Source organism: Vibrio sp. A1-1 (assembly GCF_021728175.1).
GTDB classification, from domain to species: domain Bacteria; phylum Pseudomonadota; class Gammaproteobacteria; order Enterobacterales; family Vibrionaceae; genus Vibrio; species Vibrio diabolicus.
The window spans coordinates 1-16,369 of sequence record NZ_JAKKCL010000003.1; the positions used below are offsets into that span (position 1 = coordinate 1).

The 16,369-nt window shown below is 43.9% G+C and carries 5 protein-coding genes; all 5 read left to right on the plus strand.

Annotation, left to right across the window (positions count from 1 at the left end):
• Positions 1-164 precede the first annotated feature (164 nt).
• A complete protein-coding gene (locus tag L3V30_RS07080; protein WP_237308580.1) occupies positions 165-2,273 on the plus strand; it encodes a helicase-related protein in 2,109 nt (702 codons plus the stop codon).
• Position 2,274: 1 nt separating this feature from the next.
• The gene (locus tag L3V30_RS07085; protein WP_237308581.1) at positions 2,275-7,353 is read left to right on the plus strand and encodes a hypothetical protein; all 5,079 of its coding nucleotides are present in this window, start codon (positions 2,275-2,277) and stop codon (positions 7,351-7,353) included.
• The gene (locus tag L3V30_RS07090; protein ID WP_237308582.1) at positions 7,346-10,471 is read left to right on the plus strand and encodes an SNF2-related protein; all 3,126 of its coding nucleotides are present in this window, start codon (positions 7,346-7,348) and stop codon (positions 10,469-10,471) included. Before L3V30_RS07085 ends, L3V30_RS07090 begins: the two co-directional genes overlap by 8 nt.
• Before the next feature lie 6 nt (positions 10,472-10,477).
• Entirely contained in the window at positions 10,478-12,139 is a 1,662-nt protein-coding gene (locus L3V30_RS07095) for a hypothetical protein (RefSeq protein WP_237308583.1), read from the plus strand.
• Between the two features lie 304 nt (positions 12,140-12,443).
• The gene (locus L3V30_RS07100) at positions 12,444-16,364 is read left to right on the plus strand and encodes an AAA family ATPase (RefSeq protein ID WP_237308584.1); all 3,921 of its coding nucleotides are present in this window, start codon (positions 12,444-12,446) and stop codon (positions 16,362-16,364) included.
• Positions 16,365-16,369: the final 5 nt, after the last annotated feature.

Consider the following 16,369-nt stretch of genomic DNA (forward strand, 5'->3'; position numbering starts at 1 on the left):
TTTAGGGGCTTTCTTTCTGCTCATAACAAACAGGATGAAGCACTGGAATGATCACTCAATAGCCAAAAGTGGATCAAGTGCTGAGTGTCACACTTTTTCTGTCAATATGGGCTCGGTGAACACTTACGGCTAAACTACTTTCCCAGCGTAGCGACACCCTAATTATGCTTTCTGCTACTCCGCATGATGGTAAACCGGAGAGTTTTGCCAGCCTGATGAATATGCTGGATGCAACGGCTATCACCGACAAGAGCAACTACAAGCACGAAGATTTTAAAGATAAAGGCTTGGTGGTACGACGCTTTAAACATGATGTAAAAGACCAAATCGCCGGAGAATTTCCGGAGCGTCATATTGAAAGTATTCATGCAGCGGCTAGCCAACAGGAGCAGTACGTGTACGAACTGCTGGCTGAAGCAAAGATTGGTAAAGATAACGGTGGGCCAAACTCAGGTCGCCTGCTAAAAGTTTCTTTTGAGAAAGCACTATTCTCCAGCCCGATGGCTTGTCACTCTGTGGTAAACAATCGCATAAATAAGCTTGAGCGGCAGGAAGATCCAGAACTACAAACTGAAATCAACAGCCTTTATTCACTCAAGGCCGGATTAGAAAATATCGATGCCAGCAGTTTTGGTAAATATCAGGCTTTATTATCCACCATAAATGATAAAAAAGCCCCAGCACTAGGTTGGAAGCCAACTAAGTCTGACGACAGACTAGTGATCTTTACTGAAAGTATCCCCACGTTAGATTTTCTTTATGACAACCTGAAACGGGATCTCAACCTGCAGGTTGTAGAGAACGATATCGACAAATCTCAGATAGTAAAACTGCATGGCGGCATGGCCGACACTGAGATCATGTCAATCGTTGAGAGCTTCGGTAAAGCCCAGTCGAAAATACGTCTTCTTGTTTGTTCTGATGTAGCGTCAGAAGGTATCAACCTTCACTATTTCAGCCACAAAATGATTCACTTTGATATCCCGTGGTCGTTGATGGTCTTTCAGCAGCGTAACGGACGAATCGACCGTTACGGCCAACAGGTTCAACCTCAAATTCGCTATCTAATGACAAAGAAGGATGATACCGGTCTGCTTCTTGGAGATGCCCGCGTTTACGACATTCTGGTTAATAAAGATGAACAGGCACAGACAAATATTGGTGACCCATCTGAGTTTATGGATGCCTATACTCAGGAAGAACAGGAGAAGGTAGTTGCTGATGTGATCTCTGATCCTAGTAAGGGTATTAATGTGCTTGATGCAATGCTGAGTTTGGGCACAGTACCGCCAAAAGAAATCAGTAATAATCCACTGCACGCTTTTACCCCGCAAAGTCCGGTCAGCCAGACTACCACCGGATTAACAGGGCAGCTTTCTAGTCTATACAGTAACGAATTGAGTTACTGCGAAGCTGCACTAAGTTATCTGAAACAGAACGGTCAGAGAGTTGAATATACCGCTCGTAAGAAAGAGCAGGTGTTGGAGCTAACTGCACCAAACGATCTGCAATATCGGTTCAATCAACTCGCTCCGGAAGTAAAACCCGAGAACTGGCACTTTGTCCTTTCAGAAAACGTTGCCACATTGTCGGATGAGATAGCTCGTTGTCGGGCTGATCAGGATTCATGGCCGAAGATTCATTATTTGTGGCAGCTTAACCCGGTAGTGCAATGGCTGAATGATAAGCTGCAAAGTGTCGCTTTCAGACGTCACGAAGCGCCTATTTTGCGTATTCCGGGACATGTACAAGCCAATACTGATCATTACCTAATAAGCGGACTTTACCCGAACCGTAAGAGTCATCCGGTGGTTAACCCATGGTTGGTGGTTACGCTAAATGCAGGCAAATTTGCTGCCATGCAACCTTTAGAAGAATTCCTTAAAGCGCTGCCGCTGGCTGATCTAAAACTGGCGAACCCAATGATCGAAAGTCGTAGTGAGCGTTTGCAGCAACACCTTCCTGAAGTCATCGAACATGCAAAAGAATTTCTTGAGCATGAACGCAAACATGTTGATTCGACGATTAACAGCAAACTTAATCATCAGCTTGATGAGCTGGATAAACTTAGAACACGGCGGGTACAGCAGATGGAACTGAAGTTTGAAGCCAGCGCCCAGTTGGAGGGGATTAAGCAATCCAGTAAAGAGAGGCAGCAGCGCGAGATTGACCAGGTTTTTGAAAGCTATATGCAGTGGATGGAAGACACCATGACCATAGAGCCGCACCCCTATATCCAGGTGGTTGCAGTGATTACAGGGGAGGAGAAATAACATGGCACTAATTGGCATTAACAACGAAAACGAATTCTACTCCCATCATTACTTGAGCGAGATCTTCGGTAACGATATACGTGGTGTTCTTGATGGTTGGAATCAACAGGAGCAACAGGCAAGAGAACTAGAGCGCATTGCTCGTGCTGAGGGTGAATCACCTCAGTCAGGCTACCGGACACCACATCGCCAGTTAGAAAGCTATAGAGTCCGTTACTTTAAGCTGTTGAACGAACAGCAAAAGGAGCGTGCAACCGGGAAAAGACTAAGGGATCAGCTTAATCGCTGGAAACCTGTTCTTTCCGCACTCGGTTATGAGGTAAAACTGCAGCAGATAGAACTGGATGATAAGAGTCCGTTACCACTATTAGCCAGCTATGAAGATCAGAGTGGAGCGCCCAGCCTGTGGGTTGCTATGGCTCATGATCTAATCGATGAAGACAATACTGACCCACTGGCATTGCCGCTACTCAAAGAGCAGTTTATTCAGGGTATTGAGCCAGACCAACTTCGAGCAATGACCAAAGATAAACACGGTCAGCCTCTAAGCTGGCAGGATCTAATCTCAAAACACGTATTTACTCAAGCAGAGCCACCGCGTTGGTTGCTTCTGTTGGGGAACCGCCAATGCCTGCTTATCGACCGTACCAAATGGGCGCAAAACCGCGTGCTTCGATTTGATTTTGAAGAAATCCTGGGACGTAAAGAAGGAGCAACACTAGAGGCGGTTTCGGTTCTGCTGCACAAAGATTCAGTGATCCCACAAAGTGGCTCGACACTGCTGGATAACCTTGATGAAAACTCCCATAAACATGCTTTTGGTGTCTCGGAGGATCTTAAATATGCTCTGCGAGAGTCCATTGAGTTGTTGGGTAACGAAGCAATGGAATATCTGCTGGAAAGAAACCGGGCGAACTATACAGGACAAAAAGCAATTGACCCTGAAAAGTTGAGCCGCGAAGCGTTGCGCTATATGTACCGCTTGCTGTTCCTCTTTTATATCGAGGCGCGTCCTGAGCTTGGCTATGCTCAGATGGATTCAGCCACATATTTAAAAGGCTACAGCCTGGAGTCATTGCGTGAATTGGAAATGATTCAGCTTACCGGTGAAGAGGCGCTGAACGGCAGTTATATTCACGACAGCCTGAACATGCTGTTTCGCTTAATTTTTAAAGGCTATCAACCACAAACTGTCCAGAAGGACACGCTGGCTACCACAGACGATACCTTTACTATAGCTCGCTTAGATAGCCACCTTTTTGATCTCAAAGAAACTCCGATTCTAAACAGGGTGGTATTTACCAATAAAACTCTGCAACGGGTGATTCAACTGATGTCTCTGAGTCGTCCCGGTAAGGGCAAGAACAAGCGCCGTGGTCGTATTTCTTATAATCAGCTTGGCATTAACCAGTTGGGCGCGGTCTATGAAGCACTACTTTCCTACCGTGGCTTTTTCGCTAGTGAAGATCTCTATGAGGTAAAAAAAGCTGGTGAGGAGTTAAATGAACTCGAGACTGGCTACTTCGTGACGGCCAGCGAACTTCCCAAATACGACGAGAAAGAGAAGGTTTACCACACCAGTGGTCCCGACAAAGGCAAACTTATTTGCCATCCAAAAGGCAGCTTTATTTATCGTATGGCTGGTCGTGACCGTGAAAAGTCAGCTTCCTACTATACACCAGAGGTGTTAACCAAATCTTTGGTGAAATACGCATTGAAGGAGCTCTACAAAGAGCAGATCGAGCCGATAGAAGACAAACATCATAAAGCCGATAAGATTCTTACCCTGAAGGTATGTGAGCCCGCTATGGGCAGTGCAGCATTCTTGAATGAAGCGATTAACCAGCTTGCTGAAAAGTATCTGGAACTAAAGCAAGACGCAGAAGGCACACGTATTCCTCAAGAGCAGTACACCTACGAGTTGCAGCGGGTGAAGATGTATCTGGCGGATAACAATGTATTTGGGGTGGATTTAAACCCGGTTGCAGTTGAACTGGCAGAGGTTTCACTTTGGCTTAATGCCATCAGTAACGATACGTTTGTGCCTTGGTTTGGCTATCAGCTGTTCAACGGCAACTCACTGATAGGGGCTCGTCGTCAGACCTTTGCCGCTCATGAGCTGCAATATGGCGCGAAGAAGATCAAAAAAGACGCTAGTTGGCTTAACCGTGCACCTAAGCGGGTTATGCCGGGTGAGCAACGTGCTAATGGTGACGTTTACCACTTCTTGTTGCCTGACGAGGCAATGGCTAACTATAAGGATAAAGCAGTTAAAGATCTGAAAAGCGAACAGATCAAAGCAATTAATGACTGGCGTAAAGAGTTCATTCAGTCCTTTAGCGATGACGAGTTAGCACAGCTACAGCGTATTTCCTCCAAGATTGATACGCTTTGGCAGGAGCATACTAAAGAGCTTAAGTACTTACGTGATAAAACCTCAGATAATTACAACGTCTGGCCTCTTAGCCTGGATAAAACTAACTTCGAAACCAATATGGCAGCTAAGGATGAGCTGCTGATCAAATCTCAAACTGCCAAAAGTTCCAACTACCAAAAACTTAAACTGGTGATGGATTACTGGTGCGCACTTTGGTTCTGGCCTATTGACCAGGCGGGCGAACTGCCTGAGCGATGGGAATATCTGATGGAGCTGGAAACCCTTGTTGAAGGTTATGTGGAAGTAGAGCTGACGGTAGAGACCAACGTTGACAAGATGCAAACACTGGACATGTTCGCGGAAGTGGAAACAGTTACTACCCGGCACGATCTATTCGCTAAGAGTAGTTTGGATCGCAAATTTATCTACGATAAATTTCCTCGCTTAAAAGTGGTGGATCAACTAGCGCAGCGTCAGAAGTTTTTCCACTGGGAGCTTGAGTTTGCAGATATTTTTGCACTGGATGCTGCAAGTGGACAGGGTGGCGGCTTTGACTTGATTTTGGGGAACCCACCTTGGCTGAAGGTTGAATGGCAAGAAGGTGGCGTAATGGGCGACTTTGAGCCAGAATTTATTTTGAAAAAACTTTCTGCTTCAAAACTCAACAGCCTGCGCGAACAGACCTTTGAACAGATCCCTGAACTACAACAAGCTTATCTGGCTGAGTATGAAGAATCAGCAGGAACACAGAACTTCCTGAATGCGATCGTAAACTATCCTGAGCTGAAAGGACAGCAGACCAATCTTTATAAGTGCTTTTTGCCGCAGGCATGGCGTATTAATAACCAACAAGGGATAGCAGGCTTCCTTCATCCTGAAGGAATTTATGATGATCCAAAAGGTGGAGCATTCAGGCAAATGGTTTACCCTCGGTTAAGGAAGCATTTTCAATTTCAAAATCAGTTTAAACTGTTCGCCGAAGTAGATAATCAGGTGTATTTTGGAATCCATATTTATGGTTATAAATCTGACCAAATATTCTTTGAGAATATCTCCAATTTATTTACTCCAAGTACCATTGATACTTGTATTGAACATGATGGTATTGGAGAGGCTCCTGGGTTAAAGAAAATATCGGTGGACTCTGAACAGAAGGTGTCATATGGCTGGAATACGGAAGGTCACTCCTCAAGAATTGTTGATATTACTGAAACTAATCTATCTTTATTTTCCAAACTCTATGACGCAGAAGGTACACCAGCAACTGCAGCCCGACTTCCCGCACTCCATTCTAAGCAGTTAATTTCCGTACTGGAGAAATTTGCAGCTCAGCCAAAACGTCTGGGTGATCTACAGAATGAATATATGTCATTGGAGATGTGGCATGAAACCAATGCTCAAAAGGACGGAACCATTGAGCGTACTACCCAATTCCCGAACAATACCAGTCAATGGGTGCTTTCCGGGCCACACTTTTTTGTTGGTCGACCGTTTTATAATACTCCGCAAGCAGTTTGTAATACGAACCGTTCATATGATGTGCTTGATCTTACCGTCATCCCTGATGATTATCTGCCGCGCACGAACTATGTGCCTGCCTGCGATATGGCGGAATACGAAAAACGCACCCCAAAAGTGCCTTGGGTGGATGAAGCCGATCTGGAACAATGGAAAGCTAATGGTGCAAATTCGGCGGATAAACCAAAACCAAGGCCTGTGACGGATTATTATCGATTTGTTCATAGGCGACAGTTGAGTCAATCGGGAGAACGAACATTTATTTCCACAATTATGCCTAAAGGTGCTGCAAATATTAATACATGTATATCTACAACATTTGAATGTGTAGATGAAATGCTTAATTTTGCTTCTGCCTGCGCATCAATAGTGTTTGACTTCTTCCTAAAATCGACAGGACGAGGTGATTTATATGCACAAGGCTTAGAAGCTTTTCCTTTTGTGGAAAATCAGCAGATGTGTACCCGATACTTGGCATTGAACTGTGTTTCTGACTCGTATGCTGATTTGTGGAATGAAGTATTTGATAGCAAATCCGAGAGTGACTTTTGGGCAAAAAATGATTCCCGCCTATCTAGCGATTTCTTTAAAAACCTTACCCCACAGTGGCAACGCAACTGCGCTTTACGGACTGACTACGAACGACGCCAAGCTTTGGTAGAAATTGATGTACTGGTAGCAATGGCGTTGGGACTAACTCTAGAAGAGCTAAAAACTATCTATCGCGTACAGTTCCCAGTTATGCGCCAGTACGAAGCCGATACCTGGTATGACCAAACCGGTCGTATCGTTTTTACCGCATCCAAAGGCTTAGTTGGTGTTGGTTTGCCACGTAAAGCTGCGAAAAAGGAATCACTTTATACTCTGAAATCTGGTGAAATTGATGGTCGCACCGTAACTCCTGTTTGGCGTGACGATACCCGAAAGAGTGAAAAAGATATCGCTAAACTGATGCCAATAACAGAGCAACCAAAAGAGATGATCCCATTGGGATGGGAAGATATCTGTGATCTGAAGTCTGGCTCTGTATTTAAAACCATACAAGATGACACGGTACCTAACGGTCCTCTTACCAGAACTATCGAATATGTCGCACCATTCGACAAATGCGACCGTGAGCAAGATTACGATACGGTATGGGCTGAGTTTGAACGCCGGTTTAATCAGGAGGGCAGTGATGCGTGAGATATGGCAAGCGGGCCAGCAGGTTAGATTAATAAGCGATCCTGGCCGTGTAGGAACCCTAAGCGGTAAAACCAGAACGCAAGGCGGCATTATCCGCTACTTTGTTCACTATCCGGATGGATCCAGTTGGGTGATTGCAAAATCACTAGAGTTGATTGATAGTGGTAATACTGATGATCCTTATAGCATGCTGGAAAATAAGCAATTTGGTCGGGTTAATGATTTACGGCGGAACCTTACCTGCATTCAGCTCTCAGGTCGGCTTGCGAATTTGGTTTACAGCATGGATACCACCAATACCGAATTTTTTGCTTACCAATACAAGCCGGTGCTGTCTTTTCTGGAAGCGCAGTCTAAGGGCATTCTTATTGCTGATGAAGTGGGTTTAGGTAAAACCATAGAAGCGGGTTTGATCTGGACCGAGATGCGAGCCAGAACCGATGCCAGAAGATTGTTGGTAGTGTGTCCGGCGATGCTTAGAGAAAAATGGCGAGATGAACTGGCGTTCCGTTTTGGTATCGATGCGACCTTAATGAACGCAGCGGAACTTTGTCAAGAACTTAAGCGTGATCGACATAATGTTCCACCAGGCAAAGCGATTGTATGTAGCTACGATGGTCTGCGCCCGCCAAGACAAAAAATGGATGATGAAGCGAAGGGTATCACCAGCAAAGCTAAAAAGGTAAGCCCGCGCCAGAAATTAGCACAATTGATGGCAGAAAATGAAGCTGAAGAGCCTTTGTTTGATATGGTGATTTTCGATGAAGCACATAAGATGCGTAACGCAGAAAGTGCTACTTCAAAGCTTGGCCGTTTAATCCGGGAGGTGAGTGAAAACATTATACTGCTCTCGGCCACTCCCATTAATTTGCATAGCCAGGATCTATATCAGCTTCTTAACTTGGTGGACGAAGATACCTTCAGTTCAGAGCATATATTTCCCAGCATTTTAACGGCCAACGAGCCATTAGTAAGGGCTCAGCGTCAGGCGCTGGATAAGTCTTCAGGCTGGGAGGAGATAGAAACGGAGCTAAACAGGGCTCAGCGGCATTACTTGTTAAGAGATAACAACCAACTACAAGCTATATTAGATGATGGGTTAAATGACGAAGAGCTAAAAGATGACAGTGTGCGAATTCAGCTTGCTAACCGTATAGAACGATGCAACTTGCTGTCAAAAGCTGTCATCCGTACTCGTAAAGCCGATGTTAAAGAACTTAGAGTTATCCGTGATCCAATGGCTCCCCACGTAGAGATGACAGAGGTCGAAACAGAGCTTTACCAAAGAGTGACTGAAATCGTACGCCGGTACGCAGTTGATCGCGACATATCTGAAGGTTTTTTGCTGGCTACCCCACAAAGACAATTGTCCAGTAGTATGTACGCGGCGATGAAGTCCTGGCAAGGACGCAGTAGCAAAGATGATTTTCAGCTATATGAAGATCTCGGCACCGACAGTTCTGTTGGAGATTCTGCTCCCTTGATGCAGCATATCGTAGCCGGTGTTCAGGGGATTGTTGAATTGGAAGAGTTGCGTGAATATGACAGTAAATTTTCCGCCTTGTTGGATACGCTTTCGACTTTTTTCACTGAGTATCCTGACGAGAAAGTTATCATTTTCTCCTATTTCAGAGGAACTTTACGTTATCTGGCTGAACGCCTGGGTGAGCATCACATTAGCAGTGAAGTGCTGATGGGTGGGATGCGAGAAACAAAACAGGACATTATTGATCGCTTTAAGGAAAAGGCTGGAGCCAGAGTGCTGTTGGCCTCGGAAGTTGCTAGCGAGGGTGTTGATTTACAGTTTTGTCGAGTATTGATTAATTACGATCTGCCCTGGAACCCTATGCGCATAGAGCAGCGTATCGGTCGTATTGATCGACATGGTCAAAAAGCCGATAGAATCACAATCTTGAATTTTTGCTATCACGATACTATCGACCAACGGATCTACAACCGTTTGTATGAACGGCTTGATGTTTTTAAACGTTCACTAGGTGACATGGAAGCGATCTTAGGCGACGAAATTAGTCTTCTGACGAAAGATTTGTTCTGTGCTGAGTTGACACCGGAACAAGAGCAGCAGCGTATAGAGCAAACTTCTTTGGCTATTGAGCAGCTTCGTCAAACCACTGACCAGCTTGAATCTGAAGCATCTAATTTGATTGCTCATAGTGGCCATATTTTACAGGAAGTAAATGCTGCCCACGAGTTTAGCAAGCGCATCACAGAAGCAGATCTAATCACTTTTGTTAAAGACTTTCTGGAACGTCACTGCACGGGCTTTGAGTTTTTCCAACCTAAAACTGATCAGACAGTTTATGAGATTATTTTACCATCGCAAACAGCGGCTGAACTTGGTAAGTTTGTGCAAAAAAATAAGATGCACGCTTTGACCTCTCTTGATCAGGGCGGAAGGCGCACTGTGGTATTTCGCAATAAGATGGTTAAGTCTGATCATCAACATGAGGTTATAAATCAGACCCACCCACTGATCCAGTTTATCAGCGAGTATTTACGTCAGCATAACGAAGCCTTTGTGCCGTTAGTAGCAACTAGCCTGGCGCAGGACAAGCTTAAAGATTTGCTACCTGGACAATATGTAGCTGTTGTTAAGCGGCTGTCTTTTGAAGGTATACGCATCGAGGAAAAACTTGTAAGTCGTTTAATACATTTGGAGAGCGATGAGCTGTTTGAGCCGAATAAGTCATTTGATGTTGTTAATGCGGGTCGGTTGCAGGGAAAAGACTGGCCTAACGTCTCTAGTTCTGTAGATGTTGCTGCTATTGATAGTGCTTTTTTCCGCTGCGATGAGCAGCTACAGTCAGACTATGAAAAGGAAGCAGCACAGAAAATTGCAGAGAATAATGATCGAGTTGGTTTGCAGTTATCTTCCGCTAAAAAGCATTTTGAACGCCAATTAAATAGTCGAAAGAGCGCTTTATTTAAACATCAGCTGGCCGGGAGGTCTTCGCTGATCAAAGCGACAGAGGGACAGATCCGTAAACTGACTGAGCGATTTGAACAGAGAGAAGCTGAGTTGAATCAGTCAGCTGTCCTGAAACATCATATTCATGATGTGTGTCATCTGGTGATAAACGTTGAAAGGAGCTCGTAGTTGTCAATGGAAGACTGGAAGCTGGCATTAAAAAAATATAAAGAATCGATGGAGCAAAAACCTCGCCCTCAAAAAGAGACTGAAGGCTCTGCGGATAAACTTTCTTCAAGGAACAAAAAAACATGTGAACAAAATCGTAAGTCTGGAACCACGCCTCTGCAACAGAACCAAGCAGAAAAGGCTAATTCTAAGAAAAAACGTCGCCGAAACAAAACGAAAAAGCGTTTAGCTAATGCAGCAAAAGCACTTCAGCAACCGTTGCACTTAATTGGTGGTCATGAAACGTGCTCAAAGAAAACAGAGCATGCTAATCCAATGAACCCACCTGAATTTAAATTGCCTGAATATGAATCGCCAGATCGGGCGTTGTTGGTCGACAAATTAGCGAACAATTCCAATACACCACTCGACTTTCAAGATGAAATAAGTCCGATGAGGGATGAGGATTTGTATCTTTATGTCGGCTTGGATTTTGGAACAGCTTATACCAAGGTTGTGATAGGGGATGAGTCGGATGCTTATGCGATTAACTTTGGTGAACATGGTTATTTGTTACCAAGTGCAGTTTATGTTGACCAGTATGGTAATGCTTCATTAACTCAACAGCGTGGTGATACTGAAATTACCGAATTAAAAATGCCACTGATAATGGGAGATTCAAAGCGCGAACATAATATAGCCATAGTAATGTTTTTGGCTTTGGTATTTAAAGTTATTCGTCGTTGGCCAGAGAATGATGCGGATTCTCCCTATAAAAATAGATCAATCGCTTGGTTGATTAATGCCGGTATTCCTGCAGAAAACTATGAAGATAGAAAGTTATTAGAAAAATATCAACGACTCATTTCAGCAGCTTGGACACTTAGTTATTGTAAAATAATTTCTGTTTACACTGCACGAGAAGTGTCTGAGCGTCTGGATAACCGGTGTAGTAGCATTCCATCATCGCTTAGATTCGACAATGAACGATTAATGCTTCTGCCCGAATTTTCTGCACAAATTGTTGGTTATGTGCAATCTCCTCAACGACGAAAGTACTCTCATCTGCTAATCGATGTTGGTGCCGGGACGCTTGACATAGCGATGTTTATCATTGATGAACATGATGGCGAATGGCGGTATAAAACCTATGATCAAAACTTAGAGACACTAGGTGTCGAAATTCTGCGCAAATATCGGTTGGTTCGCCTAAAAAGCAGCTCAGAACTCCCCCCCTCAGATTTGAATAAGTTACTTAATGATAGAGAGTATGCACTGTGGGCAGATGTTCCTGAAGATAAGTTACGAGAAATCGACACTCCTTTTCGGCGAGCTGTGAATTTAAAAGTTCGTGACACCATTTGTACTACCGACAAGCATTATACTGGTGGTCCTGGCAAGTTTACTGAAAAGATAACGACGTTTCTTTGTGGCGGAGGAAGGAATATTTCTGTATATCGCCAAGCAGTTGAAGTGGTTAAAACTGGATTTCCTATTGAGATTCTTGAGTTGCCCAAACCAGAACGTCTTCGCACTTCTATAGATGACCAAGAGTTTCACCGCCTATCTGTAGCCTATGGGTTGTCGTTTGACTCGTTCAATATTGGTGAAGTTGTTAAGCAGAAAGTAAAAGAATATAGGCAAATAACCACGGAACGAGAGAACACTTACATTCTTTGTCCGGAATAAGTGAATTCAAAATATGCTTACGGCTTATGCATATCAGGCAGGGGGGTTTTAGCGACTGTCCAGTGTTCAGCCAAAGGGATCCTAGTCGAAATTGGGATGGGGGCTGGTAAAACGAGTATTTTACGGACCCCACTTGGAACCATCGTGTAGTACAGAACCAGGCGAATCTGCTGGGTGGTGTTAAGGCTATTAATCATCCTCTCGATGAACGCCCTAAAACACTGCTCTAGCGAAACGTATACAGAAACCATGGGTAAGAACACAGAGCTTGCCAATTTGAACGTAGATTCAAAGGAACAAAAAAATGACTAAACATATCAGCATTCGGCTAGCGTGGCATGATGATGGTTGGAATGGGCATATTTGTCAGCATCCAGAACGAAATGTTTACTGTGTCGGATGTAAATCCTATCCAGGCGAGGTTATTCGTGAAAGAAGGGATTTAAATTGGGAGAAATCAGTAGCGGGTAAGCCGTTCAATGAATTGGAGCGTATACCACCTTGTGTGTATAGCGCGAACGCGTTTAGTGGAAGTGAATGTTTTGCTGAGGATACACCTCCTGATTTTTATGATGGAGGCGCTGACCCCGTTCAATGGCAACTCCCTGCTTCTACAGCTTGTACATGGCCTTACGAAGCTATGTATTTAAGGGATGGGGTAAAGAAAGGGAACACTTTTGATTATGAGGCGAGGTTTAATTTTTCCTGTGAGCATTTTGATGAGTTGGAGGAAGGTGCCAGCCTAGCATTCTATTATGCGCATTATTCAAATCCGTTTTCCTCCGAAGAACATCAGCGTCATGTGTTGGTGGGCGTCTCACTAATTGGGAAAATTGCTCCTCCCGTTTTTTATAGTAATTGTACACAGGAAGTTAAGGAAAAGTTCCATAATGGTTTTGTATGGCAGCGTGGTATAACTAGCCAGTGGCCAGAACAGGGCGTTCGATTGCCATATCATAAATACAAAGATGAGTTAGATGAGGCTAGGCGGTTTGTTGTTTTTCCTGAACAAACTCATGCATGTAAATATGGTTCCAGACAATTAAGTGATGACGATGCAATTGGGTTGCTAGAGCAGTTGCTTAACTCTCTGTATGTCCTCAAAAACGAAATAAAGGATAAGAGTGATGACTGGGAAGCAAGGATTGACTGGGTTAATCAGTTGCTTGGTAGGTTATGGCATAGCAGAGGGGCATATCCCGGTATACCAGCTGTTCTTGAGTATTTAGGTCTTAGCCAAGGGATTAGCTTTTACAGAAAAGCGGCACTAGCTTCAGAGAGTGATGCATATAATTCCGTTTGTGATTTCATCAGCGGAAAAACTAACTCGCTTTGTGACTGGATCCCTTCTAAAGATGAACTTAAAAACATACGCCGAAAGATAGTTGTATCTCTTGAAGGAAGTGAGATACGAAAAAAGTTGCTACTTGAGATTATGCCCCGCATAGCTTTGAGTTCAGCGCAGATTTCTCGCTTGATTAGTGATCAACGTAGTGAGTGGGGCGTACTTGCATCTGAACAGGAGTTAGTAGAAAACCCTTACCTGCTTGCAGAGCAATACAAAGGGGATGATGACAGTGATTCTATCCGTTGGAGTCTTGTCGATAGAGGGATGGTTCCAGCTATGGAGATTGAGGCCTGCAGGCTGGTAGATCTCGATGCTCCTGAGCGTTTGCGTGCGCTCTTACTCGAAACGTTGCGTGCAAGCACTCCCCATGTCTTCATTAAGGCTGAAAATATACTTGATCAAGTTAATGTGAGGCTGGAGCGGCTTCCCGAATGGAAACGGATTGTGTTTAAAAGAGGTTTTCTCGAAGCTGATAAAGAATTTTATAAATTCGCTATACATTATCGCGAGGAACAGGGTGAATTACTGCTTTATGATTTGGACATTTTTGAAGATGAGCGATTAGTTGATGATACTTTGACACAACTATTAAAAAGGCCAACCGTAAAGCTTTCGCGTATAAGAACAAAGCGAAACTGGCAGGATGCGCTGTTGGTTCGTGAGAGTCTCTTGTACACCAATGAAGAAATAAGACCGGAATACGAAAAAGCAATATCGTTACAGGCCGATGCCTGCATAGAAGTCTTTGATAAGCCTTTTGCAGTATTAGCGGGAAGTGCAGGTACGGGTAAAAGTACTGTTGCTACAGCCTTTCTGAAAGGTGTTCAGGCTGTGAGTGGGATAGGTGTATCGATCTGCATCTTAGCACCAACTGGAAAAGCAGCTGATAGGTTAAGAAAAGAGCTTAAAAAACAGGGGATCGAAGGGGTAGATGTGGAGACTATCCATGCTTTGTTAACCAGACATGGATGGCTAAGTAAGAACATGAATCTAAAAAGAGCAGGTGGTCAAAAAGTTACTGGCTATCAGTGTCTGGTGATTGACGAATGCTCAATGATTGATAACACCTTATTCGCTTCGTTTTGTCGAGCAATGGACTGGAACTCCGTATCACGGTTAATGCTCGTTGGCGATCCAGCACAGCTTCCTCCCATCGGAGTGGGGCGAGTTTACGCGGATATTATCAGTCATGTACGAGAAGCATATCCGGATCAACTTGTTGAGCTGAGTATAAATCTTCGACAAATGCATAATCGTGTTGAAGGAAAAGGCACATCGATTCTTGATGTTGCAGAGTTATTTCGAAATTCAGTTGCTAAAGTAGAAACGGAAAGTGGTTCCATGAAAGCCGATAAACTGGATCGCGACGAACTACTTATCAGGATACAGGATGGTGGTGAAATTGGTGATGATTTGTCTGTTATCTACTGGAGTGAAGAGCAGGATCTTGCCAATACATTGATTGAAAAGGTCCATGCAGATTTCTGTCTCGGTGAGGAGAGTGCTCAGAAGACCTGGAGCCGAGTATTACAAGATGACATAGTAAAATTCCAGGTTTTATCTCCTGTACGTGGAGAGATGTATGGTACAGAAGCCTTGAATTTGAGTTGTCAGAAGTTCAAAGCAGGCTCTTGGGCGCAACGCGGTTCTGTGGATGGCTTTCACCTGTTTGATAAAGTGATTCAGGTTAGAAATCGCACAAAATCAGATCCGATTTATGCGTGGAATCACAAAGACCGTAGTAATGACAAAGTACAGATTTTTAATGGTGAAATTGGCACTATAAAACCGAAACCCAAGCAAGCTAAATACCTCAAATGGAACAAGTACTCATTCAGCGAGTTTGCGGGTTATTTTGTAGAGAAAGATCACCTCGCTATTGATTACTCTAAGTCGGGAAAGAATAGCCTAGAGAGCAACACAGAGCTTGCATATGCCATATCGGTGCATAAATCTCAGGGAAGTGAGTTTGAGCACGTCTACTTTGTCATTCCTAAGGCGAATAATAACCGCCGAATGATGGAGCTGATCTATACCGGGATCACGCGGGCATCTATGCGGTGCACATTGTTGATCCAAGATAACGTAAGTTCACTGATAGGACATGCGCGACCTGAAAAATCAGCTTTAGCCTGTATCAACAGCTCTCTGTTTGAACTGAATCAGGTGCCAGATGAATTATTAACGCTGGCTGATTGGTACGAATCAGGGAAGGTCCATAAATCCATTATGGGGCTGATGCTTCGCAGTAAGTCGGAAGTCATCGTCGCTGATCTTCTTTTCCAAAATGGCCTTGAGCCATTCTATGAAAAACCTCTGACAGGAAAGGATGGCAGTCAATATCTCCCAGACTTCACTATTCAATATCAAGGACAAATTTACTATTGGGAGCATTTGGGTTTGTTAGATGACCCAGACTATATGGCGAAGTGGCAACGCAAGGAACGGTGGTATCAAGAGAATGGGTATTCTGATCAGTTGATTGTTTCGAGGGATGTTAACGGCTCAATCGATTCGTCAGAAATCGATAAGCTAATTAAAGAGCGGATCTTCGGTTTGGTTCTTTCTGAAATTACAAAAAGTTGGGATGAGATCTCGGAGTTAACCGAATTGGATTGCATTCAAAATTTTGTTCAGGAAGCAAGAAGTAAAGGGCTGCAATCACCGGTCTGGGGTTATGAAATAGTCATAGGTGATCAGGTTCAGGGGGAAGTCGAGTTTGCTTGGCCTGAGAGTAAAGTTGCTATCACAACCGATGATGATTTAGAAGAATCTCTGGATTTACTGGAAGAAAATGATTGGTCTTTATTTTCTATTGATCAGTTTTCACCTAAGAAACTTATCAAAGTGTTATCTGCATTGATATCTAAAGATTAAGGGAG

Excerpts from the sequence above, each read along its gene's own strand:
- L3V30_RS07080 (WP_237308580.1), top strand. The coding sequence starts at position 165 with ATGCTTTCTGCTACTCCGCATGATGGTAAACCGGAGAGTTTTGCCAGC.
- L3V30_RS07085 (WP_237308581.1), top strand. The coding sequence starts at position 2,275 with ATGGCACTAATTGGCATTAACAACGAAAACGAATTCTACTCCCATCAT.
- L3V30_RS07090 (WP_237308582.1), top strand. The coding sequence starts at position 7,346 with ATGCGTGAGATATGGCAAGCGGGCCAGCAGGTTAGATTAATAAGCGAT.
- L3V30_RS07095 (WP_237308583.1), top strand. The coding sequence starts at position 10,478 with ATGGAAGACTGGAAGCTGGCATTAAAAAAATATAAAGAATCGATGGAG.
- L3V30_RS07100 (WP_237308584.1), top strand. The coding sequence starts at position 12,444 with ATGACTAAACATATCAGCATTCGGCTAGCGTGGCATGATGATGGTTGG.